The organism is Actinoplanes sp. NPDC051537 (genome assembly GCF_055586105.1).
Map to the genome: position 1 here is coordinate 128442 of NZ_JBVJIU010000011.1, position 25009 is coordinate 153450.

The 25009-nt window shown below is 72.0% G+C and carries 25 protein-coding genes; 16 read left to right on the forward strand and 9 right to left on the reverse strand.

Going from position 1 to position 25009, the window contains the following annotated elements; all coding sequences use genetic code 11:
* Positions 1-599 precede the first annotated feature (599 nt).
* Positions 600-2294: a hypothetical protein gene (locus ACZ6TB_RS26860; RefSeq protein WP_465558213.1), complete on the reverse strand. Its 1695-nt coding sequence runs from the start codon at positions 2292-2294 to the stop codon at positions 600-602.
* Between the two features lie 214 nt (positions 2295-2508).
* On the opposite strand from ACZ6TB_RS26860, the gene ACZ6TB_RS26865 reads away from it, so the two are divergent.
* Complete coding sequence (locus tag ACZ6TB_RS26865) at positions 2509-3222, forward strand: maleylpyruvate isomerase family mycothiol-dependent enzyme (RefSeq protein WP_465558215.1); 714 nt, start codon at positions 2509-2511, stop codon at positions 3220-3222.
* Positions 3223-3225: 3 nt separating this feature from the next.
* Here the strand turns inward: ACZ6TB_RS26865 and ACZ6TB_RS26870 are convergent, their stop codons facing one another.
* Entirely contained in the window at positions 3226-4149 is a 924-nt protein-coding gene (locus tag ACZ6TB_RS26870; RefSeq protein ID WP_465558217.1) for a LysR family transcriptional regulator, read from the reverse strand.
* 137 nt (positions 4150-4286) lie between these two features.
* On the opposite strand from ACZ6TB_RS26870, the gene ACZ6TB_RS26875 reads away from it, so the two are divergent.
* Genes ACZ6TB_RS26875 through ACZ6TB_RS26885 form a run of 3 tightly spaced genes read left to right on the forward strand, consistent with a single transcriptional unit; the run spans position 4287 to position 7633 of the window.
* A complete protein-coding gene (locus ACZ6TB_RS26875; protein ID WP_465558618.1) occupies positions 4287-4937 on the forward strand; it encodes a succinate dehydrogenase cytochrome b subunit in 651 nt (216 codons plus the stop codon).
* A 6-nt stretch (positions 4938-4943) separates the two neighbouring features.
* A complete protein-coding gene (locus ACZ6TB_RS26880; RefSeq protein WP_465558219.1) occupies positions 4944-6890 on the forward strand; it encodes a fumarate reductase/succinate dehydrogenase flavoprotein subunit in 1947 nt (648 codons plus the stop codon).
* Entirely contained in the window at positions 6890-7633 is a 744-nt protein-coding gene (locus tag ACZ6TB_RS26885; RefSeq protein ID WP_465558220.1) for a succinate dehydrogenase/fumarate reductase iron-sulfur subunit, read from the forward strand. The genes ACZ6TB_RS26880 and ACZ6TB_RS26885 overlap by 1 nt, the downstream gene beginning before the upstream one ends.
* 87 nt (positions 7634-7720) lie before the next feature.
* On the opposite strand, the gene ACZ6TB_RS26890 is transcribed toward ACZ6TB_RS26885, so the two are convergent.
* Positions 7721-8296, reverse strand: a complete 576-nt coding sequence (locus tag ACZ6TB_RS26890) for a TetR/AcrR family transcriptional regulator (RefSeq protein ID WP_465558222.1) — start codon at positions 8294-8296, stop codon at positions 7721-7723.
* Between the two features lie 35 nt (positions 8297-8331).
* Here ACZ6TB_RS26890 and ACZ6TB_RS26895 point away from each other — a divergent pair, with 35 nt between their 5' ends.
* From ACZ6TB_RS26895 to ACZ6TB_RS26905, 3 genes are read left to right on the forward strand one after another with little or no spacing between them, the layout of a single operon-like run.
* Complete coding sequence (locus ACZ6TB_RS26895) at positions 8332-9723, forward strand: FAD-dependent monooxygenase (protein WP_465558224.1); 1392 nt, start codon at positions 8332-8334, stop codon at positions 9721-9723.
* Positions 9724-9753: 30 nt separating this feature from the next.
* Positions 9754-10719 carry a hypothetical protein gene (locus ACZ6TB_RS26900; protein ID WP_465558226.1) on the forward strand — a complete coding sequence of 322 codons (966 nt, stop codon included), beginning with the start codon at positions 9754-9756 and terminating at the stop codon, positions 10717-10719.
* Between the two features lie 49 nt (positions 10720-10768).
* Positions 10769-11080, forward strand: coding sequence for an antibiotic biosynthesis monooxygenase family protein (locus ACZ6TB_RS26905; RefSeq protein ID WP_465558228.1), 312 nt, complete (start codon positions 10769-10771; stop codon positions 11078-11080).
* A gap of 381 nt (positions 11081-11461) precedes the next feature.
* Here the strand turns inward: ACZ6TB_RS26905 and ACZ6TB_RS26910 are convergent, their stop codons facing one another.
* Complete coding sequence (locus ACZ6TB_RS26910; RefSeq protein WP_465558230.1) at positions 11462-12790, reverse strand: MFS transporter; 1329 nt, start codon at positions 12788-12790, stop codon at positions 11462-11464.
* A 51-nt stretch (positions 12791-12841) separates the two neighbouring features.
* Positions 12842-13324 (reverse strand): hypothetical protein, encoded by a 483-nt coding sequence (locus ACZ6TB_RS26915; RefSeq protein ID WP_465558232.1) that lies wholly within the window; start codon positions 13322-13324, stop codon positions 12842-12844.
* Between the two features lie 166 nt (positions 13325-13490).
* Between ACZ6TB_RS26915 and ACZ6TB_RS26920 the strand changes: the two genes are divergently transcribed.
* On the forward strand, positions 13491-14204 hold the full coding sequence (locus ACZ6TB_RS26920; RefSeq protein WP_465558234.1) for a dienelactone hydrolase family protein: 714 nt from the start codon (positions 13491-13493) through the stop codon (positions 14202-14204).
* Between the two features lie 301 nt (positions 14205-14505).
* Here ACZ6TB_RS26920 and ACZ6TB_RS26925 read toward each other — a convergent pair whose 3' ends face one another.
* The 3 genes from ACZ6TB_RS26925 to ACZ6TB_RS26935 all read right to left on the reverse strand — a co-directional run bounded on the left by ACZ6TB_RS26925 (position 14506) and on the right by ACZ6TB_RS26935 (position 18217).
* A complete protein-coding gene (locus tag ACZ6TB_RS26925) occupies positions 14506-15372 on the reverse strand; it encodes a deoxyribonuclease IV (protein ID WP_465558236.1) in 867 nt (288 codons plus the stop codon).
* On the reverse strand, positions 15363-17294 hold the full coding sequence (gene pknB, locus ACZ6TB_RS26930; RefSeq protein WP_465558238.1) for a Stk1 family PASTA domain-containing Ser/Thr kinase: 1932 nt from the start codon (positions 17292-17294) through the stop codon (positions 15363-15365). Before pknB ends, ACZ6TB_RS26925 begins: the two co-directional genes overlap by 10 nt.
* Positions 17295-17407: 113 nt before the next feature.
* The gene (locus ACZ6TB_RS26935) at positions 17408-18217 is read right to left on the reverse strand and encodes a hypothetical protein (protein WP_465558240.1); all 810 of its coding nucleotides are present in this window, start codon (positions 18215-18217) and stop codon (positions 17408-17410) included.
* A 34-nt stretch (positions 18218-18251) separates the two neighbouring features.
* Between ACZ6TB_RS26935 and ACZ6TB_RS26940 the strand changes: the two genes are divergently transcribed.
* From ACZ6TB_RS26940 to ACZ6TB_RS26950, 3 genes are read left to right on the forward strand one after another with little or no spacing between them, the layout of a single operon-like run.
* A complete protein-coding gene (locus tag ACZ6TB_RS26940; protein ID WP_465558241.1) occupies positions 18252-18602 on the forward strand; it encodes an Rv2175c family DNA-binding protein in 351 nt (116 codons plus the stop codon).
* The gene (locus ACZ6TB_RS26945) at positions 18602-18928 is read left to right on the forward strand and encodes a lycopene cyclase domain-containing protein (RefSeq protein WP_465558243.1); all 327 of its coding nucleotides are present in this window, start codon (positions 18602-18604) and stop codon (positions 18926-18928) included. The genes ACZ6TB_RS26940 and ACZ6TB_RS26945 overlap by 1 nt, the downstream gene beginning before the upstream one ends.
* Positions 18925-19296, forward strand: coding sequence for a lycopene cyclase domain-containing protein (locus ACZ6TB_RS26950; RefSeq protein WP_465558245.1), 372 nt, complete (start codon positions 18925-18927; stop codon positions 19294-19296). The genes ACZ6TB_RS26945 and ACZ6TB_RS26950 overlap by 4 nt, the downstream gene beginning before the upstream one ends.
* On the opposite strand, the gene ACZ6TB_RS26955 is transcribed toward ACZ6TB_RS26950, so the two are convergent.
* Positions 19256-20314, reverse strand: a complete 1059-nt coding sequence (locus tag ACZ6TB_RS26955; protein ID WP_465558247.1) for a polyprenyl synthetase family protein — start codon at positions 20312-20314, stop codon at positions 19256-19258. The two genes, ACZ6TB_RS26950 and ACZ6TB_RS26955, sit on opposite strands and share 41 nt — an antisense overlap.
* Positions 20315-20365: 51 nt before the next feature.
* On the opposite strand from ACZ6TB_RS26955, the gene metF reads away from it, so the two are divergent.
* The 5 genes from metF to ACZ6TB_RS26980 all read left to right on the forward strand — a co-directional run bounded on the left by metF (position 20366) and on the right by ACZ6TB_RS26980 (position 24709).
* Positions 20366-21289: a methylenetetrahydrofolate reductase [NAD(P)H] gene (metF, locus tag ACZ6TB_RS26960; RefSeq protein ID WP_465558249.1), complete on the forward strand. Its 924-nt coding sequence runs from the start codon at positions 20366-20368 to the stop codon at positions 21287-21289.
* 7 nt (positions 21290-21296) lie between these two features.
* Positions 21297-21947 carry a CDP-alcohol phosphatidyltransferase family protein gene (locus tag ACZ6TB_RS26965; protein WP_465558251.1) on the forward strand — a complete coding sequence of 217 codons (651 nt, stop codon included), beginning with the start codon at positions 21297-21299 and terminating at the stop codon, positions 21945-21947.
* A 91-nt stretch (positions 21948-22038) separates the two neighbouring features.
* Entirely contained in the window at positions 22039-22476 is a 438-nt protein-coding gene (locus ACZ6TB_RS26970) for an HNH endonuclease (protein ID WP_465558253.1), read from the forward strand.
* Positions 22477-22572: 96 nt separating this feature from the next.
* Entirely contained in the window at positions 22573-23040 is a 468-nt protein-coding gene (locus ACZ6TB_RS26975; RefSeq protein ID WP_465558255.1) for a MarR family winged helix-turn-helix transcriptional regulator, read from the forward strand.
* A 43-nt stretch (positions 23041-23083) separates the two neighbouring features.
* Complete coding sequence (locus tag ACZ6TB_RS26980; RefSeq protein ID WP_465558257.1) at positions 23084-24709, forward strand: MFS transporter; 1626 nt, start codon at positions 23084-23086, stop codon at positions 24707-24709.
* Positions 24710-25009: the final 300 nt, after the last annotated feature.

The following is a 25009-nucleotide window of genomic DNA, read 5'->3' on the forward strand; positions in this document are numbered from 1 at the left end:
CCTTGCCCCGCCCTGGCCGCCCTCGCTCAGCCCGCCCGGCCCCGCCCTGCCGCCCCACCCCCGGCCCGCTCGCCCGGCCGTTCGGCGCCTCAACCCCACTCGGCCTGGTCGGCCGGCTCGGCCCCCGCCCCGCTCGATCCCGCCCCGCTCGGCCCGTGTCTCGGCGTGCGCACCGCGAACCGCCGCCCGGCCCTCAGTAAGCGATGAAGAATTCGTGCACCCCACGCGCACAATTTCCCCAAGATCTGAGCGAGCGCCCCGCAGAGCAAGACAAATCGCTCGCCGAGAGGGCCGCGCCACACGGCCATCGAATTCCGAAATGCCGCGCGTATGGGTAAGCAGAGCGATCCGGCCACCGTTGGCCGCGCGTATGGGTAAGCAGAGCGATCCGGCCACCGTTGGCCGCGCGTATGGGTAAGCAGAGCAAAGGGCCACAGAGCGAGGGCGGCACGATGGGCAGCGCGGCACGACAGGCGGCCCGGCACGACGGGCAGCGCGGCACGACGGGCGGCCCGGCACGACGGGCAGCGCGGCACCACAGGCGGCCCGGAACGAAGGGCGGTGCGGCACGACGGGCGGCGCGGAACGAAGGGCGCGGGCTAGCTGGGGGCGTGGGCGGCCAGGAAGGCCTTGGCCATAGCGGAAGCGAGATCGGCCGGGTCGCGGGCCGCGATGGCCTTGCCGCCGGTCAGCTTGGCCATGTCGGTGAGGGTGGCCATGTCGGCGTCGGGGCCGAAGCCTACGCCGATGATGGGGACCTGGGTCTGCGGGTTCTGGGACTTGGCCAGTTTGTCGAGGAAGGCCTTCTTCGGCATGGCGAACTTCGACTCGGCGTCGGCGCCGTCGCTCAGGACGATCATCAGGGTGATGGCGCCCGGTTTTACGTGGGGGCGCATGGCTGCCTGTGCGTCCAGGATGGTCTGGAAGAGCGGCGTGCCGGACTGGTCGGGGGCCTTGTAGCCGTTGATGGCGGCGGACATCGCGTCGCGGCGGGTGTGGGGGCCGGCCTTGTCGTTGATGCGGCCGAACGGGACCATCTCGGTGTGCGCGGCGGACGCCGGCGTGGGGGTGCCGAAGAACCACAATCCCACGCTGGACTCGTCGCCGAAGAGCTGGGTGGCGGCCAGGCCGGACTGTTTGAGCAGGCCCGCCTTGGTGGTCTTGTGGCCGGCCTTGTCGACGGCCGGCTTGTTCATCGAGCCGGACGCGTCGATCAGCAGCAGCACCTGGAAGGCCAGCGTGCGGTACTGGGCCCACTGCAGGGCGGGCGCGAGGAGCTTGTCGGAACGCTCCGGCACCTTGATCGTGCGGGGCATCGCGTACGTGCGGAAGCCGGCATCGGTCAGGGCGGCCTTGCTGATCGACGCCCGCAGACGCTCGGCCAGGTCGAGATGCGCCGTCGTGGTGGAGATCGCGAAGGGGTAGTCGGTCTCGATCAGGCCGTCCGACGGGTACGAGCCCTTGAGCGCGATCGCGTGGCCGGCGTGCTGGTAGGTGGTGAGCTGCTGCTCGGTGATCGGGAAGGCCCCGACGTCGGCCGCGGCGGCCGCGGCGTCGGTCTGGGCGCCCACCCGGCGCAGCAGGTCGGCGGGGTCGGCCGAGGCGTCCTTGAGACGGCTGCGCAGGGTGAGCGCCCGCAACTGGGCGATGCCGGCGTCGGGCGTGCTCTCGTTCATGGCCGCCTGGATCGCGTAGACGGCGAGCATGCCGACGCTGCTGTGCAGCGGGTCGGGCATGGTGACGGCCGGAACCTGGTGGCCGGCCACCCCGGCCATCAGCTGCATCCATGTCGTCTTGTCGCCCTTGGCGTAGCGGGCGGAGACGGCGGTGGGCGCGGCGAGCACGATGGGGCTGCGGGCGATCGGGCCACCGTCCACGCGGTACGCCTCGACGCCGCCCACCAGCGAGATGCGCAGCCAGGCGCTGGACGAGGGGATCCAGACATCCGGCTGCTCGGGGGCGATGGCCGTGACCGCCGGCTCCTGAGCGGTGACGCCGATCGGCCCGCAGTCCCGGTCGTTGTTGAGGGTGCGCGCCGCGTCCTCGACCACGGGGGCGATCTCGGGCGCGGCGACGACGTGCAGAACCGTCTCGGAGCACACGCCGGCCGGTTGGGCGGCCGGCTGCGGCGGCTTCTGCGAATACAGCCACCAGGTCGTCCCGCCGGCCACGAGCACCAGCACGATCACGATCATGGAGGTCAGCATGAGCCGGACGCCGACGCTCATCGGCTGTTGCTCGGGATCGTGCTCCGGGAACTGGGCAGTCGCGTCGTGCCAGGAATGGTCCGACATTGCCACCGCCCTTTCCAAGGCCGCCGGAAGGGCCGAATAGTAGCCCCATTCCGGCGCACGGCAACAGGGAAAGTGAACGCCCAGAAACGCCGCCGAATACGCACCGTCGCCAACGGACGCGAAGATCGCCGAATAACGCCTTTCACCTGCGCAAGATCGGAATGTCGCGAACGCGGGCGGTGACGAAGAAGAGGAAAAAGGTAGGGTCGCGACCATGGAATGGCTGACGCCGGAGCGGTACGCCGCCGAGATGGAGACCGAGACGGCCCGGTTCGCCGAGGCGGTCGCCGGCCGCGACGAGTCGGAGCGGATCGCGACCTGTCCGGAGTGGACCGTCCGCGATCTCGCCACCCATGTCGGCACCGGTCACCGGCTGGCCGCGGGCATCATCGAGGAGCGCCGCGACCGCATGGCCGAGTACGTGCTGATCGACGCCCCGCCCGAGCAGGCAAACTGGCCGGCGTGGCTGCGCGAGGGCGCGGCCAGGATGAACGCGGCGGTCGACGACCTCGGCTTCCACGGCACGGTCTGGACCTGGATGCCGCAGCACCAGACGGCCGGCTTCTGGCAGCGCCGCATGCTGCACGACCTGATCGTCCACCGGTTCGACGCCGAGCCCGGGGGCGAGCTGGCGCCCGATCTCGCCGCCGACGGCATGGCCGACATGCTGCTCACCCTCGAGCATTTCCGGAAGCTCACCGGCGACGGGGAAACGGTGCTGTTCGCCGCCACCGACACCGGTCAGGGCTGGCACGTCACGCTTCGGCCCGGCGGCATCGCGTGGCGCCCGGAAAGGGGACCGGCGGATGTCACGATCGAGGCGCCGGTCACGGAGCTGCTATTGATCATCAACCGGCGCCGGGAACCGGACGCCGTCAAGGGCGACGCCGCGCTGTACGACCATTGGCGGGAAAACTCGCAATTCTAAGAGCTACAGCGGACGTACGCCGGAAGGCAGTTCCTCGGTCGCGACATGCGCGAGCAGAGTCGCCCGCAGCGCTTCCGCGGCGTGTGGCAGCACCGACCTCTTCCGGTGCGCCAGCGCGATCGTCCGGCGCATGCCGGGCGGAGCGAGCGGCGTCGCCCGCAGCATCGGCCGGTTGGCCAGCACCATGCTCGGCACCAGCGCCACCCCGAGCCCGGCCTCGACGAACGCCAGCACCGCGTCCATCTCGCCGCCCTCGACCGCGAACTTCGGGGTGAACCCGGCCTGCCGGCACGCCTCGAGGGTGACGCCGCGGATGTCGTACCCGGCGCGGAACATGACCAGCGGTGTGTGCTCGAGCTCGGAAAGGGCGATCTCCGGGTACGTCGTGGGCGGCGGCCGGTCGAAGGTGGATGCCACCACGAGGCTCTCCCGCAGCACCGGGACGGCGGTCAGCGCCGGGTCGACGCCCTGGTCGGGCTGCACGATCAGGGCCAGGTCCAGGGTGTGCGCGAGCAGGTTCTCGATCAGGTCCTGGGAGCTGCCCTCGTTCACGTACAGCTGGATGTCCGGATGCTCGGCCCGGAAGGTCCGCAGCACCTCCGGCACCAGTGAGCTGCAGAGGCTCGGGGTGGCGCCCAGCCGCACGTCGCCCCGGCGCAGCCCGACGATGTCCTGCACCGCCTCGCGCGCGGCGTCGGCGTCGGCCACCATCCGCTGGGCCATCGGCAGCAGCGTCTCGCCCGCGGCGGTCAGCGTGACGGCGCCGCGGATGCGTTCGAAGAGCGGCGCGCCGAGGCTCTGTTCGAGGGTGTGAATCTGCTTACTGAGAGTCGGCTGAGCGACGCCCAGATTGTCCGCTGCTTGGGTGAAATGACGGGTTTCAACGACCGCCAGGAAGTATCGAAGCTGCTGCAGCTGCACCTCCATAGCCTATCGCTATGAACACCTACCCGATCATGCATTAGACGAATCGCCAGAGGCTTTCTACCGTCAGATTCGTGGCGGTAGACACGAGAGTTCCCAAGGCGACGCAACTCGCCCCGGCGCGGAAGCGGACCTCGTCCGTGGCGCTGAAGATCTTCATGGCGGTGACCGGCATCCTGCTGGTCCTGTTCCTGTACCTGCACATGATCGGCAACCTGAAGATCTTCTTCGGCGAGACGACGTTCGACCACTACGCGCACTGGCTGCGCTCGATCGGCACGCCCCTGCTGCCGACCGAGTGGTACCTGTGGATCCAGCGCGGCGGCCTGACGATCGCGGTGCTCGGGCACATCGCGGCGGCGACGATCCTGGCCCGGCGGGCGCGGCAGGCCCGGCCGGTCAAGTACGCGCACCGGCCCAAGGTCCAGGGCAGCTACGCGGCGCGCACGATGCGCTGGGGCGGGGTGATCGTCCTGCTCTTCGTGATCTATCACATCCTGGACCTGACCACGCTCGCCCTGAACCCCAAGGCCGAGGCCGGGCACCCGTACGCGAACGTGGTCGCCGACTTCGCCCCCGGGCGCTGGTACGTGACGCTGTTCTACACGGTCTCGATCGTGGCGGTCGGCTTCCACCTGCGGCACGGCCTGTGGAGCGCGGTCCGCACGCTCGGCCAGCAGACGGCCCGGGGCGAACGGATCGCCCGTACGACCGCCCTGGTCCTCTCGCTCGTTCTGGTCGTCGGTTACCTGAGCGTGCCGTTCGCGGTGCTGACCGGATTGGTGGGGTAAACCTAAATGTCGGAATACTGGAACGACGGCGACCCGATCGCCGACACCGCCTCTCCGGACGGCCCGATCGAGACCCGCTGGGAGCGCCGCAAGTTCTCGGCGAAGCTGGTCAACCCGGCCAACCGCCGCAAGCTGACGGTGATCGTGGTCGGCACCGGCCTGGCCGGCGGCTCGGCCGCGGCGACCCTGGCCGAGGCCGGCTACCACGTCAAGTCGTACTGCTACCAGGACAGCCCCCGCCGGGCGCACTCGATCGCGGCCCAGGGCGGCATCAACGCCGCCAAGAACTACCGCAACGACGGCGACTCGATCTACCGGCTGTTCTACGACACGGTCAAGGGCGGCGACTTCCGGGCCCGCGAGTCGAACGTCTACCGGCTGGCGAGCGTGTCGGTGAACATCATCGACCAGTGCGTGGCCCAGGGCGTCCCGTTCGCCCGCGAGTACGGCGGCCTGCTCGACAACCGGTCGTTCGGCGGGACCCAGGTCTCGCGTACGTTCTACGCCCGGGGTCAGACGGGCCAGCAGCTGCTGCTCGGCGCCTACCAGGCGATGGAGCGGCAGATCGGCCTCGGCAACATCGAGATGAACGCTCGGCACGAGATGCTCGAGCTGATCGTCGTCGACGGCAAGGCCCGCGGCATCGTCGTGCGGGACATGGTCACCGGCGAGATCACCACCGAGATGGCGGACGCCGTGGTGCTGGCCTCCGGCGGGTACGGCAACGTCTTCTTCCTCTCCACCAACGCCAAGGGCTGCAACGTCACGGCGTCGTGGCGGGCGCACCGCAAGGGCGCCCTCTTCGGGAACCCCTGCTACACGCAGATCCACCCGACCTGCATCCCCGAGTCGGGCACGCACCAGAGCAAGCTCACGCTGATGAGCGAGTCGCTGCGCAACGACGGCCGGGTCTGGGTGCCCCAGGCTCGCGGGGATTCCCGAAAGCCGGGCGACATCCCCGAGGCCGAGCGGGACTACTACCTCGAGCGGATCTACCCGTCGTTCGGCAACCTGGTCCCCCGCGACATCGCGTCGCGGGCCGCCAAGAACGTCTGCGACGAGGGTCGCGGCGTCGGCCCCGGCGGGCTCGGCGTCTACCTGGACTTCGCCGACGCGATCAGCCGGCTGGGCAAGAAGGCGGTCGAGGCCAAGTACGGCAACCTCTTCGAGATGTACCAGCGGATCACCGGCGAGGACCCGTACGAGACGCCGATGCGCATCTACCCCGCGGTGCACTACACGATGGGCGGCCTGTGGGTCGACTACGACCTGCAGTCGACGATCCCGGGCCTGTTCGTGGTGGGCGAGGCCAACTTCTCCGACCACGGCGCCAACCGGCTCGGCGCGTCGGCGCTGATGCAGGGCCTCGGCGACGGCTACTTCGTGCTCCCGACGACGCTGGGGAACTACCTGGCGGCCGGGCCCTTTGCTCCCGTTTCGCAAGATCACGAAGCGGTGGTGGGGGCGCGCAAGGCGGTCGAGGACCGCATCGCGAAATTCCTGAGCATCGACGGCGACCGTACGGTCGACTCGTTCCACCGCGAGCTCGGCCACATCATGTGGGAGTACTGCGGCATGGAGCGCACCGAGGAGGGCCTGACCAAGGCGATCGGGCTCATCCGGTCGCTCCGGGACGAGTTCTGGCAGCGGGTCAAGGTGCCCGGCACCGGCGAGCAGCTCAACCAGAACCTGGAGAAGGCCGGCCGGGTCGCCGACTTCTTCGAGCTGGGCGAGCTGATGTGCATCGACGCGCTGCACCGCCGGGAGTCGTGCGGCGGCCACTTCCGGGCCGAGTCGCAGACCCCGGACGGCGAGGCGCTGCGGCACGACGACGAGTTCGCCTACGTCGCGGCCTGGGAGTACGCGGGCTCCTCCGCCGACGGCAAGCCGACCCTGCACAAGGAACAGCTCGAATTCGAGTACGTCCACCCGAGCACCCGGAGCTACAAGTAATGGACATCCAGGTACGCGTGTGGCGGCAGTCCGGTCCCTCGGACGCGGGCCGCATGGTCACGTACGACGTCAAGGACATCTCCCCCGACGCCTCCTTCCTGGAGATGCTCGACGTCCTGAACGAGAAGCTGATCCTCGACGGGGACGACCCGGTCGCGTTCGACCACGACTGCCGCGAGGGCATCTGCGGCATGTGCAGCATGGTGATCGACGGCGTGGCGCACGGCCCCGAGCGGGCCACCACGACCTGTCAGCTGCACATGCGGCACTTCGCCGACGGCGACGTGATCGACGTCGAGCCGTGGCGCGCCGCGGCCTTCCCGGTCATCAAGGACCTGGTGGTCGACCGCACCGCGTTCGACAAGATCATCCAGGCCGGCGGCTACATCACGGCCCCGACCGGCGCGGCCCCCGAGGCGCACGCGACGCCGGTGCCCAAGAAGGACGCCGACCTGGCGTTCGAGGCGGCCACCTGCATCGGGTGCGGCGCGTGCGTGGCGGCCTGCCCGAACGGTTCGGCCATGCTGTTCACCGCGGCGAAGGTGGCCCACCTCGGCCTCATGCCGCAGGGCCAGCCCGAGCGCGACTCCCGGGTCCTCGACATGCTCCAGGCGCAGGACGACGCCGGCTTCGGCGGCTGCACCAACGCCGGTGAGTGCACCACGGTCTGCCCCAAGGGCATTCCGCTGACGCTGATCGGCCGCCTGAACAGCGACTATCGCAAGGCGTTGAAGAACCGCTGAGCTCCGTGCCGGGCACAATGGCGTGCCCGGCCCGGCAATCAGCCGCGGATCCCCGCGTACGGGAAGAACGCGTGCCCGGCCCGGCAATCAGCCGCGGATCCCCGCGTACAGGAAATCGGTCAAGGTGTTGATCGCCTGTTCGTCGGGGATCTTGTCCATCCAGGTGTCGGCGAACGTCGACACCAGCAGGTTGAAGATCGACGCGAGCACCTCCGGGTCGGCCGTGGGGCCGGCCTTTTCCATGTGGTGCGAGATGTGCACGATGTCCGGCCGCAGCATCTCCCGCTGCACCTCGTCGAACCGCGGGTCGACGATCGCCGCCTGCCGCAGCGCCTCGATCACCGTGCGGTGCCGGCGGTAGACCGACCAGTACTGCGTGATGTGCCAGCGGATCGCCTCGCGGTCGGAGAAGTCGTCCGAGTGCTCCTCGAGCAGCGCGCCCTCGTCGCCCTCGGCCAGCAGGTCGGCCATCAGCGCCTGGAGCAGCTGCTCCTTGCCCGCGAAGTGCTGGTAGAACGAGCCGGTCGCGCGCCCGGCCTCGGCCGTGATGTCCGTGATCTTGGCGTTGAGGTAGCCCACCCGCCCGAAGACCCGGATCGCCGCCGCCTTGAGCTCCGCCTCGGTCTGCGCCGCGCGTAGCTTGCGCACACCCGTCTCCGCCATTGACGCAGGATATCAACCTACCGTACGGTGAATCCATGTTCACTGAATCAAGATTCATTCAAACGCTGATCGTCGGCGCCGGTCCGGCCGGCCTCACCCTGGCCCGCGAGCTCCAGCGTCGCGGCGTCCCGTTCCGCATCATCGACAAGGCGGCCGAGCCCTTCACCGGTTCGAGAGGCAAGGGCATTCAGCCGCGTACGCAGGAGGTCCTCGACGACCTCGGGCTGCTCGACCGCTTCCGGTCCGTCGGCGGCGACTATCCGGAGCTGCTCATCCATCTGCCCGGCGGCCAGGAGATGCGCCGCCGGATGGACCCGCTGCACGAGCCGACGGAGGCGGCGCCCTATCCGAACGTGCTGATGGTTCCCCAGTGGCGCACCGGCCGGCTGCTGGCCGAGGGCGTTCCGGTCGAGTTCGGCGTCGGCCTCACCGGCCTCGAGCAGGCCGACGACGGGGTGCGGGTCACGCTCGACACCGGCGAGACGGCGACGGCGCGTTACGTGGTCGGCGCCGACGGCGGGCAGAGCACGGTCCGGCGGCTGCTCGGCGTGCCGTTCGAGGGCGAGACGTTCGAGACCGAGCGGATGTTCATCGCCGACGTGCGCCTCGAGGGCCTCGACCGCGACAACTGGCACATCTGGCCGGGCGACGACGGCAAGTCCGTCCGGCTGGGCCTGTGCCCGCTGCCCGGCACCGACGACTACCAGCTCACCGCGCCGCCCGGAGCGCCGTCGGTGGAGGAGCTGGTCGCCTCCGTCGTCCCCGGCGTCAAGGTCACCCACGTCGGCTGGACGTCGGAGTTCCGGGCCAACATCCGGATGGTCTCGCGCTACCGCGTCGGCAACGTCTTCCTCGCCGGAGACGCGGCGCACGTGCACTCGCCGGCCGGTGGGCAGGGCCTCAACACGGGCATCCAGGACGCGTACAACCTGGGGTGGAAGCTGGCCAGCGGGAACGACGCGCTGCTCGACACGTACGAGGCGGAGCGCCTGCCGGTGGCGGCCGACGTGCTCGGCATCAGCACCCGGCTGCACCGCGCGGCCGACATCGACCGGTCCGATCCCGTGCTGCGCCAGCTCTCGCTCACCTACCGGGGCGGACCGCTCGCGGCCGACCACCGCTCCCACCCCGGCGCCGTCCAGGCCGGCGACCGGGCGCCCGACTCGCCGATCGCCGGTGGCGGCCGCGTCTTCGACCTGCTCCGCGGCCCGCACGCCACGCTGCTCGCCTTCGGCTGGACCGGTGACCTGCCGCCGTCGTCCGCGGCCCTGGCGGTGCACCGTCTCGACCCGCCGGCCGCCTACGAGCCGGGCCTCTTCCTGGTCCGCCCCGACAACTACGTCGGGTGCGTCTCGACCTCGCTCGCCGACGTGCTCGGCTATCTGCCGCGGATCGGCGTCCGTGATCTGACTGACAGCGTCCGATGACCGGCTCAGGGTGCCTGGTGGAGGCATCCGATGTGGCTCACCCGGCTCGCCCGCGGCGTCGCGGTCGTGCTCCTGGTCCTACCTCCCGTGGCCGACCGCCATTCCGGGCTGCCGGGTGAGCGCTTCGCGGTCTCGTCGCCGGGCGGTTGCGAGCTCTGGTTCGACCTCTATCCACAGCGGAGGGTGGCATGCTCGTCCGGCCAGGCGATCGTCACCGTGCCGGTCTCGCCGCCGCGGGCCACGACGCTGCACTGGCGGGCGGGTGGCGAGAGCGGCGAGATCCCGTTCGCGATCCTGCACGTGGACGTCGACGCCGCGCCCGACCCGGTCACCCGCGGCGACGCGGTCACGGTGACCTTCACCGGCGACAGCCCGAAGCTGCTGATCACGTCGTGCCGGGTGGCCCGCACGTTCTGCCGCGATCGCCCGTCCTGGCGGCGCAGCGTCCGGCTGCCGATCCCGCGGGCCGCGCCCGAGGGCCGGGAGTTCGCCTTCACGTGGTCCTTCAGCTACCAGTTCGGCGACGACGCGGGCGGCCAGACCGGCAGCTCGAGGGTCTGGGTGGCGCTCCCGTCGCCGTCCTTCGCGGTGCGCCCGCTGCTGGCCGTCGCCGGTCCCGGCATCCCGCTCGCGGTCACGTTCGCGAGCCGCACCACCGGCGTGACGCTCACCGCGTGCGGCCTCGCCTACCGTGGCGCGAGCGCCCGCTGCGACCGGTCGGGCATAGCGGTCCTCCAGGTCCCACCCGACACGCCCCCCGGCACCACGATCACCTTCGACTACGACCTGTCCTACACGAGCACCCGCCCCGGCGAGCCCGACAACACCATCCACCGCCATTTGCCCGTACGGACGGCGGACGGCTCCACCCCTTTGCTGCTCCGGCCGCCACCGCCGCCGCCCGCCTCGAACCACGGTTGGTGGGCGGCCGCCGCCGCGTTGCTCCTGGGTGGACTGATCGCCTGGCGCCTTTTGCACCGCCGCCCGCGCCGGTGAGACGATCGTCCCGTCGAGGGCTGATGCCGACTTCCGACGGGGGAAGCACATGATCGCGCGCATCTGGCGGGGTTGGGCGCCGCCGGCAACCGCCGACGACTACCGCCGCCACTTCGAGACCGACGTGGCCACCCACCTGCGCCAAACACCCGGCTTCCGCGGCGCCCGCCTACTAACCCAACCCGCCGGCGACGAGGTCATGTTTACCACCGTGACCCTCTTCGACGGTTTGGACGCCATCCGCGCCTTCGCCGGCGACGACCCAGAGCTGGCCTTCCTCGAGGACGACGCACGCCGAGCCTTGAGCCACTGGGATGAGCGCGTCACTCACCACGAGGTAGCCGCCGAGATAAGCGCATAGCCCCGCCCCCCGCGCCGCCCACCCCCGGCTCTGCTCACCAATACGCACCCTGGCCGCCGGCGCCGCACCCCCGCCGCCGCGCCGCCCACCCCCGGCTCTGCTCACCCATACGCACCCCGGCCGTCGCCCCGCACTCCCGCCCACCCCCGGCTCTGCTCACCCATACGCACCCCGGCCGTCGCCCCGCAGGACGCGCCGGCGCGCCGCGCGCCCAGCCTCGCCATCGCGCCCGGCCGGCGCGCACCCGCCGACGTGCCGCGCGCCCGACTCCGCATCCGCCGCCGCGCTGCCCCGCCCGCCGCCGCGCTGCCCCGCCCGCCGCCGCGCTGCCAGCCCGGCTCTGCTTACCCATACGCGCCTCGGCGGTTGCGGCGGTCGCCGTCAGGATGTGGCTGTTTGGGCGGGCTGTCGGCGCGCATATCCGATGGTGGCTGCCGTTAGCGTCAGGACGGCGGCGATCAGCAGCGGGACCGGCGGTCCGAGATGGACGGCCGCCGAGCCCAGCGGGATCGCCACTGCGACCGGGCCGAACATCACCGTGTTCGAGGTGGCGGCAACCCGGCCCAGCAGGTGGTCGAGCGTGCCGGTCTGCACCGCGGTGACCCCGGCGATCAACGCCCACGGCAGCCCGAGCCCGGCCAGCGCGCTGCCGGTGATCATCGCGGGCCACCAGGGCAACGCCGACGACAGGCACCCCAGCGCGAAGATCGCCGAACCCAGCGCGGCGACCGGGACCGGGGCCAGCCTCGCCAGCAGCCGGCCGACCAGCAGCCCGCTCACGATCGAGCCGGCGCCCTGCGCGGTCGAGAGGAAGCCCAGGCGGGTGGGCGGCAACCCGAGCACGTCCACCACCTGCCCGATCACGCCCGCGTTGGTGAGACCCGACAGCCCGATCGCGACGCCCGCGATGAGCACCGGATCGCGAACCGCCCGATTCCCGAAGAGCGCCCGCACCCCAGCCCGAACGCCCCCGCGATCCCGCTCCGGCTTGTCAACGCCCGCAACCGTGGCCACGGCGGTCGATCCGCCCACAGCCGATCCGCCCGACGCAGATCCGCTTGACGCAGATCCTCCGGCCACGGCCGATCCAGCCACCGCCGCCGATCCCGCCGCCGGGTCGGCCGCAGTGACCGCCCCTCCCGCTGCGGCTGAAGTGCCGGGTTCGCGGAGTCGGAGCAGGCCGTAACAGAGCGCCGTCAGCAGCGGCAAGACCGAGCAGATCAGCACCACCGGCACCGGGCCCCGCCACGCGTAGAGGCCCGCGCCCGCGAGGGGGGACAGCAGCTTCATGCCCTCCTGGGCGCTCGATCGCCAGCCGTTCACGTCGCCCAGCAAGGTTGGTGGCAGGGCCGACGGGAGGATTGCGGTCTCGGCGGCATCGCCCAGTGCGTAGCTCACGCCCCGGGCCAGCAGGACCGCGTAGATCAGCCACGCCTCGCGCGTCGTCGACACGGTCAGCAACGTCAGCAGCAGGGCGCCCAGCACGATGTCGATCCCGATCAGGAGCGGGCGGCGGGGCAGGCGGTCGGCGATCGCCCCGAGCCAGGGCGACGCGAACGTCGGCGCGTAGATGCACAGGCTGGTCAGCGCCGCCAGCGACACCGAACCGGTCAGGTCGACCATCCAGATGCCGGCCGCGAGGGTCATCGCCGTGCTGCCGAAGCCGGACAGCGCCGAGATCAGCACGAACAGAACCGCGTTGCGTCGCACGGCGCCTCCCGAGGTTGAGCCTCACATCCTCAAGAGTTGAGCCGCAATCTGTCAACCCTGCGCGGCCGCCGCGAGCGCGGCCCGCAACCGTGCGACGGCCGCCCGGGTCGGCGCCGGGAAGGTCGCCTCCGCCCGGTCGAGGTCGCCCACCACGTCGGCCACCAGCGAGTAGAGCCCTGAGATCGGGGCGTCGGGCGCGGCCTCGAGCGTCTCGCGGACGAGCCGGGCGCGCCGGAACCGTCCGTCCCACCGGCGGTCGGCACCGATCCGGCGGTGCAACTCCGTGGCTGCTCGGCGCAGGTCGGCGGCCCTTTCGCCGTACGGCCGATCGAGCTCGGACCGCACCGGCCGCACCGAGGCCGCCAAGCGCAAGCGCCGCTGCTCCGCCGCCTGCCGGCTGGTGAGGCCGAGCGCCGCCGCGATCTCCACCCAGGTCGCGCCCGCACGCCGCGCCCGGTCGATGAGGTCGAGCTCCCGCGCGTCGAGCCGGGCGCGCTCCCCCGGGATCGCCCGCAACTCGTCGAGATCAGCCATGCGCGCAGCCTAACACTTGTCAATGAACTGTTGACAACCGAAGCGTGCTAACGTCGGCGTCACCCGCGACTCGAGGAGGTGAGACCGATCAACGCTGAGACGTGTCGGGACTCCCTCGCCCGGATGGCCTAGGGAGCGCCCGAAAAAGGCATCCGAAAGGCCAACAGTGCACTTCATTTCCCGTACGGAATCGGGCGGCGACGTCTTCACGCTGGGTGAGATCCCCGGCGTGCTCTGGACGCCCACCGGCTCCGCCACCACCCGCCCGCTGATCGTCGTCGGCCACGGCGGCGGCCAGCACAAGCACGCGCCCGGCGTCGTGGCCGCGGCCCGCCACCTGGTCGAGGCCGGCTTCGCGGTGGTCGCCGTCGACGCGCCCCACCACGGTGACCGCCCCAGGAGCGACGAGTTCACGAAAATCGCCGCCGACAACCGGGCCCGCATGCAGGCCGGCGACACCCCGAACCTGGTCGCCATGCACACGCTGCTGGCCGACCAGTCCGTCCCCGAGTGGCGGGCCGTGGTGACCGCGGTCCAGGCGCTCGACCAAGTCGGCGAGGGCCCGATCGGCTACCACGGCGTCTCGATGGGCGCCGGCCTCGGCGTCCCGTTCGTGGCCGCCGAGCCCCGCGTCCGGGCCGCCGTCTTCGGCCTGCTCGGCGCCGGCGGGCTGACCGAGGTCGCCGCCCGCGTCACCGTCCCCGTGAAGTTCCTGGTGCAGTGGGACGACCAGCTGGTGCCCCGGGCCGACGCCCTGGCGCTGTACGACGCGTTCGGCTCGGCGGCCAAGACGTTGCACGCCAACCCGGGCAACCACGGCGAGGTGCCCGACTTCGAGAGGGCCGATTCCGTGCGCTTCCTGACCCACCACCTGGCCTGACGATGCGCCCGGCCGGGGTCGCGCGCCCTCGGCCGGGCGATCTTCCCCATCCGGTCCCGCTCAGCCCTGACCCACCCCACCCTCGTCAACTGGGTGGGGAGAGATTACGGACGGGGTATGACAACTTTGCCGGGTTATCCCCAGGGCCCACTCCGCCGGGTTACCCCACGCAGCGGCTGGCCCACTCAGGGCGCGACGCGCAGGGCTGGCCCACTCAGGGCGCGACGCGCAGGGCTGGCCCACTCAGGGCGCGACGCGCAGGGCTGGCCCGCCCAGGACGCGACGCGCGGGGCCGGCCCACTCAGGGCGCGACGCGCAGGGACTTCAGCAAGGCGATATCCGCGGCGTGGCCCTCGTGCTCGACGCTCGGGGTTTCGACGATCACGGGGATGCCCGCCGTCGCCGGGTGGGCCAGCAGCTCGGCGAAAGCGGCCGCGCCGATGCGGCCCTCGCCGATCGTCTCGTGGCGGTCGCGGGTCGAGCCGCACTCGTCCTTCGAGTCGTTCGCGTGGATCAGCATCAGGCGGTCGGGGCCGACGGTCTCGATCAGGGCATCCAGCGTCGCCGTCATGCCGCCGGGGGTGGCCAGGTCGTGGCCGGCCGCCCAGGCGTGGCACGTGTCGAAGCAGACGCCCAGCCACGGGTGGTGCTCGGCCGCCGCCAGGTAGGGGCCGAGATCCTGCACCTTCGACGCCAGGCTGCGGCCGCCGCCGGCGCTCGGCTCGACCAGCAGCTTGGGCAGCCCGCGGGCGGCCGCGTCGTCGAGCAGCGGCAGCAGCGCCTCACGGAGCTGGTGCATCGCCTTCGCCTCGTGCTCGGCGTCGACCGAGCTGCCCGCGTGGTAGACGACCGCGCTCGCCCCGATGGCCCGGCCGCGCTCGAGCGAATGCGCCAGGGTCGCGACCGACTTCTCGACGGTCATCTCGGTCGGGGAACCGAGATTCACCAAGAGCGAGGCATGCACGTACGCCGGAAGCCCGCGCTCGCCGATGCCGTCGCGAAACAGCGCGTCCTGCTGGGGGTCGCCGGGCGGCAGCGCCCAGCCCCGCGAGTTGGAGACGTAGACCTGCAACGTCTCCGACCCGGCGGCGTCCACGTAGGGCAGGGCCGCCTTGGCCAGCCCGCCCGACGTCTTGGTGTGCGACCCGATGCGGCGGTCTAGAAGCACAGCAGGACCACTTGCGAGTTCGGCTGCACCTGCGTGTTGGGCGGCGGGTTCTGCTGGTGCACGAACGCCTGCCCGTTGCCCTGGATCTGCACCTGGAGGCCCTGCTGCTGAAGCGCGGCCTGCGCCTGCGGGCACGGCTGGTTGGTCAGGTCGGGGACGGTGACCAGCGGCGGGCCCTTGCTGACGTCGAGCGTGATCTCGTCGTCGTTGGCGGCGCCGCTGCCCGGCTTGGGCGACTGCTGGATGACCTGGTCGGCCGGCTCGTTGCTGTCCTTGTAGCGCTCGACCGCCTCGAGGCCGAGGCCCTGCAGCTGGGCGCGGGCGTCGTTGATGTTCAGCCCCACGAGGTTGGGCACCTGGATCGGCGCCCGGCCCTTGCTGACCACCACGGTGACCGTGTCGCCGCGCTTGAGGTCGGTGCCCTTGGCCGGGTTGGTCGAGATGACCGCGCCCTCGGGGACGGTGTCGCTGTACTGCCCGGCGCCTTCCTTGTACTTCAGGTTGGCCTCGGTCAGCTCGCTCTTGGCCGCCGCCAGCTCGAGTCCGGCCAGGTCGGGCACCGGGAAGCGCTCCTTACCCAGGGACAAGGTGAGCGTGATGGTGCCGCCCTTGACGATCCGCTCGTCGGCGCCGGGGCTCTGGGTGAGCACCGTGTCCTTGGGGACGTTCTCGTTGTAGGCGCCGTCGCCGAAGAACAGCTCGAAGTTGTGCTGCCGCGCGTACAGCACCGCCTGGTCCTTGGTCATGTTGACCATCGGCGGCGCCTCGGTGTAGCGGCCCAGCGTCACCCACCAGGTGCTGCCGATGACCACGAGCACCATCACGGCGATCGCCGCGGAGATCAGGATGCGCCGGCGGTCGGGGCCGCCGGACGGGCGCAGGCCGGGCTCGCCGCGGCGGTAGGTCTGCGGGGCCGGCCGGTTCTGCTCGGGCAGGCGGGCCCAGCTCGGCCGGTCGGTCACCGAGGGCATCATCGCGGTGGCGTCGGCGGCCGAGTGCCGGGACTGCGGCACCTGACGCAGCAGCGCCGTCTCGACGCTCGCGGCGCCCAGGTCGTCGCGGACCGCCTGCACCTCGGCCAGCATCGCGCCGGCGTCGGTCGGGCGGGAGCCGGGGTCGCGGCGGGTCGCGCGGGCCACCAGGTCGTCGAGCGCCTTGGGCACGCCCTTGACGGTCTCGGAGGGGGCCGGGACGTCGTTGTCGACGTGTCGCCAGGCCACCTCGACCGGGTCGTCGCCGTCGAACGGCACCCGCCCGGTGAGCATCTCGTAGAGCACGATGCCGGCCGAGTAGACGTCGGAGCGGGCGTCGGCGTGGCCGTCGGTGACGAGCTCGGGCGCCACGTAGGCCACCGTCGCCATCAGCTGGCCGGAGTCGTCGACGTTGCTGGCCTCGACGGCGCGGGCCAGGCCGAAGTCGGCGACCTTGACCACGGAGTCGATCAGGTTGCCGGTGCCGCCGCTGGGCGCCTCGGCGACCAGCACGTTCTCCGGCTTGACGTCGCGGTGCACCAGGCCGGCCCGGTGGGCGGCGGCGATCGCCGAGAGCATCTGGTCGAGGATGGCGCAGGCCTCCACCGGGTTGAGCCGGCGGCGCTGGGTGAGCAGCTCGCGCAGGGTGCGGCCCTGCACGTACTCCATCACCAGGTAGGGCAGCCCTTGATGGCGCCCCTGGTCGTAGACGGCGACGACGTTGGGGTGGGTGAGCCGGGCGATCGTCTTGGCCTCGTCGGTGAACCGGTCCACGAAGTGGACGTTGGTCGCCTGCGACGGATGAATGATCTTCAGAGCGACGGTGCGCTCGAGTCGCTGGTCGGTGGCCGTGTAGACGGTCGCCATGCCACCACGGGCCACGCGACCGGTAATCCGGTAGCGGCCGTCAATCGTGGTGCCGATCAACGTGTCGGCGACTGTGGTGTCCATCGGCGTGAAGTGTATGTGTCTTTCGCGTGGGGGCAGACCAGGATGTCATAGCTGAGTCCAAACGGGTACGCGCGAGAGCCCGATCCCGGAAGTCTGCCCGTACAAAAGGCCATTTACCGGTGTCGACGGTAATGCCGGGCTTGGGGGCTATCAGTGGGTTCGGCCGAATCGCTCGGTGTGGCGGAGATCGCGCTCGGGCCCGGATATCCCGGGTCGGGCGGGTTGGCCGAGCCGCTCGGCGAGCCCGACGGGGACGGCGTCGCGGACGGGGCCGGCGCGGTCGGCGTGGGCACCGGCGGCGTGCTGCCGGCCCGCTCCGGCTTTGTCGGACTTGTCGCGGTCCGAATCGGACTCATGTTCCCGCCGGGACCGGCGCCCGGACCGGCGGCCGGGTCGGCGGCGGCACCAGCCGCGGCGGCACCGCCGGCGGCGGCACCGGCGGCGGGATCAGCCGGATCGGCCATCGCGCCGGCGACGGCCGGCGGCGTGGTCCGCGGCCGGGCCGCCCCCGGTCCGCGGCCGATCCCGCTGTTCGGCGCGAACGTCACGGTCGCGGCGGGCGGCGGCGGGAACGTCCCGGCCGCGGCCGGGGTCTCGTCGAGCAGCGAGCCCAGGCCGTTCACGACCGCGAGGTAGGCGCCGGTCGCCCCGACCACGGTCAGCACCCCGAACACGGTCACGGCCGCCGTGCGCCGCGGGCGGCGGGCCCGCGGGGCGTGCGAGACCGGGGCGTGCGAGACCGGGGCGTGCGAGACGGGCCCGGCCGAGGGTTCCTCGAACAGGTGACCACCGAACGTGCTCATCCCCGTGGAGGTGACATCGGGGCCGTCCGGCGAGGGCTCGACCGGCCGCCGGCCCATGTCGTAGCGCATCGAGCGCACGGCGCCGGACAGCTCGGAACGGGCCTTCCGCAACAGGCTCATCGAGTTGGTTCTCCTCTTCTGGCACGCTGTAGGAGTGAGCGAATCCGTAACCGCCGGGCCGGCCGCCTGGGTCAACCTGCCGGACGTGGCCGCGAAGCTGGACATTTCCATCAGCAAGGTGCATCAGATGCTCCGCGAGGGGCAGTTGCTGGCGGTCAAACACGACGGGGTCCGGCAGGTCCCGGCCGAGCTTCTGGCCAACAGCAACGTGCTCAAGCACCTCCCGGGCGTCCTGACCTTGCTGCGCGATGCTGGGTACAACGACGAAGAGGCCCTCCGGTGGCTCTACGAGCCGGACTCGGATCTCGACGGCAACGCCGCGATCGGGCTCGGCGGGCACCGGGCGCGCGAGGTGAAGCGGCGGGCGCAGGCGCTCGGCTTCTGATGCGCCATCTGGCGTACGTGCTGGTCCTCGCGGGCTGCCTGGGCGCCGCGATCTGGCTCGAGCCGGTGCTGCGCGTCAACGTCTTCCGCCGGTGGCGACGGTTGCTGCTGACCGTCGTCCCGGTGGCCGTCGTCTTCGTGCTCTGGGACCTCGGGGCGATCGCGGCCGGGCACTGGCATTTCGACCCGGCGCAGACCACCGGGATCGTCTTCCCGGGCGGGCTGCCGCTGGACGAGGTGCTGTTCTTCCTGGTGGTGCCCGTCTGCGCGATCCTCGGGTTCGAGGCGGTGCGTGCCGTGCTGCGCAAGCCGGCCGGCGACGAGTGACCTACACCGCCGCGGCGATCCTCGGTGTCCTGGTCACGGCCGCGATCGACCTGCTCGTGCTGCACGTCGGCCTGCTGAAAAAGGCTGCTTTCTGGGCCACGTACCCATTAATCGTGTTTTTTCAGCTCTTGTCGAACGGGATCCTGACCGGCCGGAACATCGTGATCTACGACCCGGACGCCATCCTCGGCCTGCGGATCGTCTACGCGCCGGTCGAGGACCTGCTGTTCGGCTTCGCGATGGTGCTGCTCACCCTGGATCTGTGGGTGTGGTGGGGCCGGCGCGGCATCCAGCGGACGCCACGCGCGGGCGAGGGAAGCAAGCTGCTCACACGGTACGGCGAGTGGCGGCGTCGGCCAGGGCGTTGAGCACCTGCCGGGCGTCGTCGTCGATCGGCGCCGCCGCCAGCGCGGTCAGCGACGCCGTCATCAGCTCGTCGATCCGCCGCTCGGTCGCCGCCAGCGCGCCGCTGTCCCGGATCAGCGACCGCAGCCGCTCGACGTCCGGGCCCGGGTCGCCGAGCCCCGCGTCCAGCTCGGCCCGCGCCGGCTCGTCGAGCGCCTCGAACGCCGCCGCGATCAGATAGGTCCGCTTGCCCTCGCGCAGGTCGTCGCCGGCCGGCTTGCCGGTCTGCGCCGGGTCGCCGAAGACGCCGAGCACGTCGTCGCGCAGCTGGAACGCCTCACCCAGCGGCAGGCCGAACGCCGAGTAGGACGCGCTGACCTCGGCGGGCGCCCCGGCGATGGCCGCGCCCAGCAGCAGCGGCCGCTCGACCGTGTACTTCGCGGCCTTGAACCGGGCCACCTTGCCGGCCCGCTCCAGCGACGTGTCCGCGGTCGCCTGGGTCAGCACGTCCAGGTACTGACCGACCGTGACCTCGGTGCGCATCTCGTCGAAGACGGGCCGGGCCCGGGTCAGCTCGTCCGGGGTCAGGCCCGAGACGTGCAGCAGCTCGTCCGACCAGACCAGGGCCAGGTCGCCGAGCAGGACGGCGGCGCTGTCGCCGAACGACGCCGGCGAGCCCCGCCAGAACGAGTCCACGTGCCGGCGCTCGAAGCGGCGGTGCACCGACGGGTCGCCGCGGCGGGTGTCCGAGCGGTCCATCAGGTCGTCGTGGATCAAGGCGCTGGCCTGCACCAGCTCGAGCGCCGCGACGGCCGCCACCACGTGGTCGGAGTCCGCCCCGCCGGCGCCGCGATATCCCCAGTAGGCGAACGCCGGGCGCAGCCGCTTGCCGCCGCCGAGCACGAAATCGTCGAGAGCGTCCGAAACCTCCGCCAGCGCCGGGTCGATGCCGGTGAGCCGGGTGCGCTGCTCGGCCAGGAACGCGGCGAGGGCCTTGTCGACCCGGGGCCGCAGACCGGCCGCTTCTACGGGGGAAGTCACGCCGAAGACGCTAGCCGACGAGCGGTCACCGGCAGCCGGTAGAGTCGTGGCGTGGCTCTCGGACTTCCCTCTCGTCTTCCCGGCATCCCGGCGATCGGTGAGCTGATCCGGGAGGACGCGCCCACCTTTTCCTTCGAGTTCTTCCCGCCCAAGACGCTCGAGGGCGAGCGGAACCTGTGGCGGGCGATCCGCGAGCTCGAGTCGCTGCGGCCGAGCTTCGTCTCGATCACGTACGGCGCGGGCGGCACCACCCGCGACACGACGGTCGCCGTGACCGAGCGGGTCGCGACCGAGACCACGCTGCTGCCGATGGCGCACCTCACGGCCGTCAACCACTCGGTCGCCGAGCTGCGCAACGTGATCGGCCGGCTGGCCGGCGCCGGCATCCGCAACGTGCTGGCCGTGCGCGGCGACCCGCCCGGCGACCCGATGGGCGAGTGGGTGCGGCACCCCGAGGGCGTCCTCTACGCCGAAGACTTGGTGCGCCTGGTGAAGGAGGCCGGCGACTTCAGCGTCGGGGTGGCCGCCTTCCCGTACAAGCACCCCCGCTCGGCCGACGTCGAGAGCGACACCGCCAACTTCGTCCGCAAGTGCCGCGCGGGCGCCGATTTCGCCATCACCCAGATGTTCTTCGACGCCGACGAGTACCTCCGCCTGCGCGACCGGGTCGCGACGACCGGCTGCGCCACGCCGATCGTGCCCGGCGTCATGCCGGTGACCCGGATGGCGACGATCGAGCGGTCGTCGCAGCTGTCCGGCGCGCCGTTCCCGCCGAAGCTGCTCGAGCGCTTCGAGCGGGTCGCGGGCGACGACGACGCGGTGCGGGCGCTCGGCATCGAGCAGTGCGCCGAGATGTGCGCGCGGCTGCTCGACGAGGGCGTGCCCGGCATCCACTTCATCACGCTCAACCGGTCGACCGCGACGCGCGAGGTGTGGCAGTTGCTGGCCCCGACCGAAATCGCCGCAGCCGCCTGACGCCCCGGTGACCTGGGACGAGTACTGCGCCGCCTGGTCCCGGCTGCACGGCGGCTTCGACCCCCGATCGGCTTCCGGTCTGGTGCGCGGGTGGGTGCTCCTCGCGTACCGGATCGGCTCCTGGCTCGCTCGCAAGCGCGTCGGGCCGACGGCCGTGACCACTGCGGGGTTGATCCTCTGCTGGTGTGTGCCGGCGCTCGTGCTCGTCGGGCGAGCGGGTCCGGCGCTGGGCGCCGTCGTGGTGCTGCTGGCGGCGCTGGCCGACGGGCTCGACGGCTCGGTGGCGGTGGTGACCGGGCGTGCGTCGCGGCTCGGCTACGTCTACGACTCGGTGGCCGACCGGCTCGGCGAGGCGGCCTGGCTGCTGGCGTTCTGGCTGGCGGGGGCGCCGGGCTGGCTGGCGGTCGCGGCGGGCGGGGTGAGCTGGCTTCACGAGTACGCGCGAGCCCGCGCCACCGCCGCCGGGATGGCCGAGATCGGGACCGTCACCGTCGCCGAGCGGCCGACCCGGGTGCTGGTGACCATCTTCGGGCTGCTGCTGGCCGCGGTGCTTCCCGTTCTGGCCACCGCGGCGGTCGCGGTCTGGCTGGCGCTCGCCCTGATCGGTCTCGGACAGCTCGCCGTCGCAATCCGCCACGCACTCAGTGGTGATCGTTAATCGGTTGTCCCGGTCGGACCCCGCTCCTTACCGTCATTCGTGACATCGCACCGTCATTCGTGACACCGCACGGGAGAGGAGGTCGATCACGATGAGCGCGGTTCTGGTGCTGAACGCCGACTGCGGGCCGCTGCACCGGGTCAGCCTCCGGCACGCGATCCGGATGCTGTTCCGCGAGGTGGCGGTCGTGCACGAGGCCGAGCCCGACCGGCGGATCGGCGTCTATCCGATGCCGACCGTGGTCCGGCTGGTCAGCTACGTGGTGACGCGGTGGCGGCACAGCCGCGGGCCGGCCTGGTCGCGGGCCGGGGTGCTCGCCCGCGACCGGCGTGCCTGCGGGTACTGCGGCGGCCCGGCGTCCACGATCGACCACGTGCTGCCGCGGTCGCGCGGCGGCCGCGACGAGTGGGCCAACACGGTGGCGGCCTGCGCTCGCTGCAACAACCGCAAGCGGGACCGGACGCCGGCCGAGGCGCGGATGCCGCTGCTGGTCCGACCGGTCGCGCCGACCTGGGCGTTTTCGGTCTGAAGACGCGGCCGGTGGGCGGTCACGGGGGCCAGGCCCGCCGGTCGTCCCGGCCCCGGATCATCCGGAAGCGGATGATCCGGGGCTAGGATTTGTCCCATGGCAGCACCCGAACGCACCGAGCGCGACATCACCGGCCTGCTCAACATGGCCGGCCACGCGCTCTCCAACCGGCTCGGCGCCGCGCTCGCCGAGGTCGACCTCACCCCGCGCATGCAGTGCGTGCTCGTGCACGCGCTCGAGGAGGAGCGCACCCAGATCCAGCTCGCGGCGCTCGCCGACCTCGACAAGACCACCATGGTCAGCACCGTCGACGAGCTCGAGCGGCGCGGGCTGGCCGAGCGGCGGCCGTCGGCGACGGACCGGCGAGCCCGGATCATCGCGGTCACCGGCAAGGGGCGGCTCGCGGCCGAGGAGGGGCAGCGGATCGTCGATCGGGTGCACGCGGACGCGCTCGGCGGCCTGCCGCCCGAGGCGCGGGCGGCGTTCGTCGAGGCGCTCGGCACCCTCGCGGGCTCGCAGCGCGATCCGGGGCCGCAGCCGATCCGGCGTGCCCGCGGTAGGTGACTAACAGATAGTCCGGAAGCGGATTATCTGCTACGGTCGGGCCATGAGCCTTTCCGTGGATCGTCGCGCGGCCGCCTTGGCCGTGCTCTGCGCGATGTCGCTGATGATCGTGCTGGACAGCACGATCGTGGCCGTCGCCGTTCCGGACATTCAACGCGATCTGGGCTTCTCGCCCGCCGGGGTCGCCTGGGTCGTCAACGCTTACCTGGTCGCCTTCGCGGGCCTGCTGCTGCTCGCCGGGCGGCTCGGCGACCTCGTCGGCGCCTGGCGGGTCTTCCTCGCCGGGCTGATCGTCTTCACGGCCGCGTCGCTCGGCTGCGGCCTCGCCGGTAGCGCCGGCCTGCTCATCGCCGGCCGCTTCGTGCAGGGCGCGGGCGGCGCGCTGGCCGCGGCCGTGGTGATCGGCATGATCGTGCGGCTGTATCCGTCGCCCGCCTCGCAGGCGCGGGCCATGGGCATCTACAGCTTCACCCAGGCCGGGGGCGCGGCGGTCGGGTTCGTCGCGGGCGGCGTGCTCACGGACGCGGTCGGCTGGCCCGCGATCTTCCTGATCAACGTGCCGATCGGGGTGGCGGTCTGGGTCTTCGGGCGGCGGCTGCTGCCCCGCGAGGCGGGCGCCGGCCTGGGCGCGGGGCTGGACATTCCAGGCGCGTTGCTCATCACCGCGGGTCTTTCCCTCGGCGTGTACGCGATCGTGCGTACCGGATCATCCGAGGCGGCCGTGCCCGCCACGCTCACCGGAGCCACCGCCGTCCTGCTCATCCTCGGTTTCCTGGTGCGGCAGCGGCTGGCCCGCCGCCCGCTGATCGCCCTGCGGGTCCTGGCCCGGCGCTGGCTGCTCAGCGCGAACCTCGCCGTGGTGCTGGTGTTCGCCACCGGCATGGGGTTCCAGTTCCTGAACGCCCTGTTCGTGCAGCGGGTGATGGGCTACGACGCGCTCGGCACCGGCCTGGCGTTCCTGCCGACCCCGCTCGTGATCGGCGCGGTCTCCCTCTTCGTGGCGCCCCGGGTGACCGGCCGCTTCGGGCCGCGACCGGTGCTGCTGGCCGGGCTGACGACGCTGCTCGCGGGCCTGCTGCTGCTGGCCCGCATGCCGGCCCAGGTGTCGTACGCGGCCGACCTGCTGCCGCCGCTGATCGTGATGGGCCTGGGCGTCGGCGTGACCATCCCGGCGATCATCATGCTGGCGATGGCCGGCGCGGAACCGGCCGACACCGGCATGGTGTCCGGCTTCAGCAATACGGCCCAGCAAGCCGGCGGGGCGCTGGGCCTGTCGGTGCTGGCGGCGGTGGCGGCCGCGCATGCGGCGTCGCGCTCGGCGGCCGGGGTGCCGGCGGTGGAGGCCCTGCACGACGGTTATGTGCGCGCGTTCCTTGTGGCGGCGGGGTTCGTGGTGGCGGCGCTGCTGATCACGGCGTTCCTCCTCCGCCGCCCGCCTGGCGCATCGCCGGCGCCCGCGCCGTCCGCTACGCCCGCGTCCTCCGCTACGCCCGCGCCCTCCGCTACGCCCGCGCCCTCCGCTACGCCCGCGCCCGCCGCTACGCCCGCGCCCGCCGCCACGCCCGCGCCCGCCGCCACGCCCGCGCCGACTGGGACCGCGGCGCCTGCGCTCGCAAAGCCCGCCGCGGGTGCTTCGGCTCCGCCCGCGGAGGTGGCACGGTGCGGCTGATCGGCGCGTATTGGTAAGCAGAGCAAGGCCACTCGCCGCAGCACGACAACACGGCAGCACGGCAAGTGGCACGGTGCGGCCGACCCGCACGTATTGGTAAGCAGAGCAAGGCCACTCACAGCAACACGACAACGCGCCAGCACGGCAAGTGCCACGGTGCGGCCGACCCGCACGTATTGGTAAGCAGAGCAAGGCCACTCACGGCAACACGACAACGCGCCAGCACGGCAAGTGGCACGGTGCGGCCGACCCGCACGTATTGGTAAGCAGAGCAAGGCCACTCACGGCAACACGACAAAG

Excerpts from the sequence above, each read along its gene's own strand:
- ACZ6TB_RS26860 (WP_465558213.1), bottom strand. The coding sequence starts at position 2,294 with ATGTCGGACCATTCCTGGCACGACGCGACTGCCCAGTTCCCGGAGCAC.
- ACZ6TB_RS26865 (WP_465558215.1), top strand. The coding sequence starts at position 2,509 with ATGGAATGGCTGACGCCGGAGCGGTACGCCGCCGAGATGGAGACCGAG.
- ACZ6TB_RS26870 (WP_465558217.1), bottom strand. The coding sequence starts at position 4,149 with ATGGAGGTGCAGCTGCAGCAGCTTCGATACTTCCTGGCGGTCGTTGAA.
- ACZ6TB_RS26880 (WP_465558219.1), top strand. The coding sequence starts at position 4,944 with ATGTCGGAATACTGGAACGACGGCGACCCGATCGCCGACACCGCCTCT.
- ACZ6TB_RS26885 (WP_465558220.1), top strand. The coding sequence starts at position 6,890 with ATGGACATCCAGGTACGCGTGTGGCGGCAGTCCGGTCCCTCGGACGCG.
- ACZ6TB_RS26890 (WP_465558222.1), bottom strand. The coding sequence starts at position 8,296 with ATGGCGGAGACGGGTGTGCGCAAGCTACGCGCGGCGCAGACCGAGGCG.
- ACZ6TB_RS26895 (WP_465558224.1), top strand. The coding sequence starts at position 8,332 with ATGTTCACTGAATCAAGATTCATTCAAACGCTGATCGTCGGCGCCGGT.
- ACZ6TB_RS26900 (WP_465558226.1), top strand. The coding sequence starts at position 9,754 with ATGTGGCTCACCCGGCTCGCCCGCGGCGTCGCGGTCGTGCTCCTGGTC.
- ACZ6TB_RS26905 (WP_465558228.1), top strand. The coding sequence starts at position 10,769 with ATGATCGCGCGCATCTGGCGGGGTTGGGCGCCGCCGGCAACCGCCGAC.
- ACZ6TB_RS26915 (WP_465558232.1), bottom strand. The coding sequence starts at position 13,324 with ATGGCTGATCTCGACGAGTTGCGGGCGATCCCGGGGGAGCGCGCCCGG.
- pknB (WP_465558238.1), bottom strand. The coding sequence starts at position 17,294 with ATGGACACCACAGTCGCCGACACGTTGATCGGCACCACGATTGACGGC.
- ACZ6TB_RS26935 (WP_465558240.1), bottom strand. The coding sequence starts at position 18,217 with ATGAGCCTGTTGCGGAAGGCCCGTTCCGAGCTGTCCGGCGCCGTGCGC.
- ACZ6TB_RS26945 (WP_465558243.1), top strand. The coding sequence starts at position 18,602 with ATGCGCCATCTGGCGTACGTGCTGGTCCTCGCGGGCTGCCTGGGCGCC.
- ACZ6TB_RS26970 (WP_465558253.1), top strand. The coding sequence starts at position 22,039 with ATGAGCGCGGTTCTGGTGCTGAACGCCGACTGCGGGCCGCTGCACCGG.
- ACZ6TB_RS26975 (WP_465558255.1), top strand. The coding sequence starts at position 22,573 with ATGGCAGCACCCGAACGCACCGAGCGCGACATCACCGGCCTGCTCAAC.
- ACZ6TB_RS26980 (WP_465558257.1), top strand. The coding sequence starts at position 23,084 with ATGAGCCTTTCCGTGGATCGTCGCGCGGCCGCCTTGGCCGTGCTCTGC.